This is a genomic window from Weissella hellenica (assembly GCF_005405545.1).
Taxonomy (GTDB): Bacteria; Bacillota; Bacilli; order Lactobacillales; family Lactobacillaceae; genus Weissella; species Weissella hellenica.
Window position 1 is genome coordinate 1 of the sequence record NZ_BJEG01000026.1, and the last position, 2,029, is coordinate 2,029.

General features: G+C 35.6%; 1 protein-coding gene and 6 tRNA genes. All 7 read right to left on the bottom strand.

All coding sequences use genetic code 11. The features are described 5' to 3' along the window. Positions 1-122: 122 nt before the first annotated feature. The 7 genes from FFM61_RS08870 to FFM61_RS08900 all read right to left on the bottom strand — a co-directional run bounded on the left by FFM61_RS08870 (position 123) and on the right by FFM61_RS08900 (position 2,029). On the bottom strand, positions 123-965 hold the full coding sequence (locus FFM61_RS08870; protein ID WP_074428119.1) for a helix-turn-helix domain-containing protein: 843 nt from the start codon (positions 963-965) through the stop codon (positions 123-125). Between the two features lie 518 nt (positions 966-1,483). Beyond that, positions 1,484-1,571 (bottom strand) — tRNA-Ser (locus FFM61_RS08875). A gap of 24 nt (positions 1,572-1,595) precedes the next feature. Then, positions 1,596-1,669 (bottom strand) — tRNA-Ile (locus FFM61_RS08880). 12 nt (positions 1,670-1,681) lie between these two features. Beyond that, positions 1,682-1,753, bottom strand: a tRNA-Gly gene (locus tag FFM61_RS08885). Between the two features lie 22 nt (positions 1,754-1,775). Beyond that, a tRNA-Phe gene (locus FFM61_RS08890) sits at positions 1,776-1,848 on the bottom strand. Between the two features lie 8 nt (positions 1,849-1,856). Further along, positions 1,857-1,930, bottom strand: a tRNA-Asp gene (locus FFM61_RS08895). A 26-nt stretch (positions 1,931-1,956) separates the two neighbouring features. Further along, a tRNA-Met gene (locus FFM61_RS08900) sits at positions 1,957-2,029 on the bottom strand.

A 2,029-nucleotide genomic window follows, 5' to 3' on the forward strand; every position in this document is an offset into this window, starting at 1 on the left:
TCAGATTCGCAAGCTATATTTCACAAACTCTTTAAGTCAATTTCACGATTTTCACGCTGTTTGACATAGAGCCATAAAAAATCTCTCAATGTCAATAAGGCAACATTGAGAGATTTTTTCTATTAAATTTTATTTAAATAAGATTTGACATCATCTTTTAAATTAACATCTTTTGAAAATTCTGCTGCTGCGTAAATCAACATCTGCGCATGTTGTTTTTCTTCTAACAACGATAATTGTTCACAACATTGCACGCGTAATTTTTGTAGTTTTACAATTTGATGAAAGTGATTTTTTGCAGGTAAAATTTCTAAAGCCTGTGTAATACGTTCATTAGCTTTTTTAGGATCATTAATCATCAAATATAACGCACTTTGATGGTAATAGGTATTAGCAATAACATTACCCATTTCTGCTTGTACAGCTGGTCGATAGCCTTTAATCAACCCACATGCTCGTTCATAACACTCCAATGCGTAAACATATTCATCTTTTTTTGCCCAAGTTGCCCCCATTTCAGTATATATTTCAATCATTAACTCCATTTGATGCTTCTCAGCATCACCTAACGCAATCTGTAATAGTTGCATGGCTACAGTTGTTTGATTTTGTGCTAACGCAATTTTAGCCTTTAATAAATTGTACTCCGGTAATGCAAATGCTGGTAATCGACGTAGTAAGGCTGTATTTTCTAATCGACTAGCAGCTTGGTCACATTTACCAGTATCTATCAAGTATCGAATTACCGGTAATGGTGTAACAGTTAATTCATTTATTTTGGCTACATTTGATACACGTAATTGTAATCGAGCACATAGTTGCTGTAAAACAGTGATATTAGAAATCTCATCAGTTCGTTCAATCCTCGATAATAATGATTGATGACAAATACCATCAGCGACATCTGCCTGTGAAATTCCTAATTGTTCGCGACGACGTTTTAAACTACCTTTTAATAATTTCATTTCTTTCATTCTCCAAAGGCAAAAATATATTTATAGCATAAATGTTAATTCAATAATAAACAAGTGCTTTCATATTAATATTTGACGTCAAATATAATTTAAACACATATTTTATGATATTTTTCATACGCAAAACAACGTTATATCAATCATTGTCAATGTTTTTTAGGTTGAATTGATATTGACCAAATTGTTAAAAAATTAATTTTCACATTTTTATTTATGACGTGTATGCAAAACACGTTTTTTTTATATAAAAAAATAAGTTGATTATTTTTAAAACAAAAAATAGCATCAACCTAATTATGCCTATTTGACAAACTAATTTGATACTATTTCTACATATTTACTTTTACTGTCATACACAAAAGTTTAACTAAACAGTTATATTGTATTTTCCTTATACTATTTTAAATCGGTATGCAGTATGCTTATTGAATAAGTTACAATGAAATAAGTTACAATAAAAAAAGATAGCTTCCAAATCAGAAAGCTATCCACATCTTTAAATTTAATTACGGAGACAGAGGGATTCGAACCCTCGCGCCGGTTTCCCGACCTACACCCTTAGCAGGGGCGCCTCTTCAGCCTCTTGAGTATGTCCCCATGTCAAAATAAATATTTCAACAATGGGACTGAGAGGACTCGAACCTCCGACCTCACCCTTATCAGGGGTGCGCTCTAACCAGCTGAGCTACAGTCCCATACAACAAAAAAGCGGACGACGGGAATCGAACCCGCATTCCCAGCTTGGAAGGCTGGAGCACTAGCCATTGTACTACATCCGCATAACATTAACATGTAATGCTATGGCGCGGGGCGGAATCGAACCGTCGACACTACGAGCTTCAATCGTATGCTCTACCAACTGAGCTACCGCGCCAATATAAACGGTCACAACGGGATTCGAACCCGTGATCTTTCGCGTGACAGGCGAACGTCCTAACCAACTAGACCATGCGACCAAAAATCAAATAATTGTTTGATTTAATTGCGGGTGTAGGATTTGAACCTACGACCTTCGGGTTATGGGCCCGACGAGCTACCAGACTGCTCCAACCCGC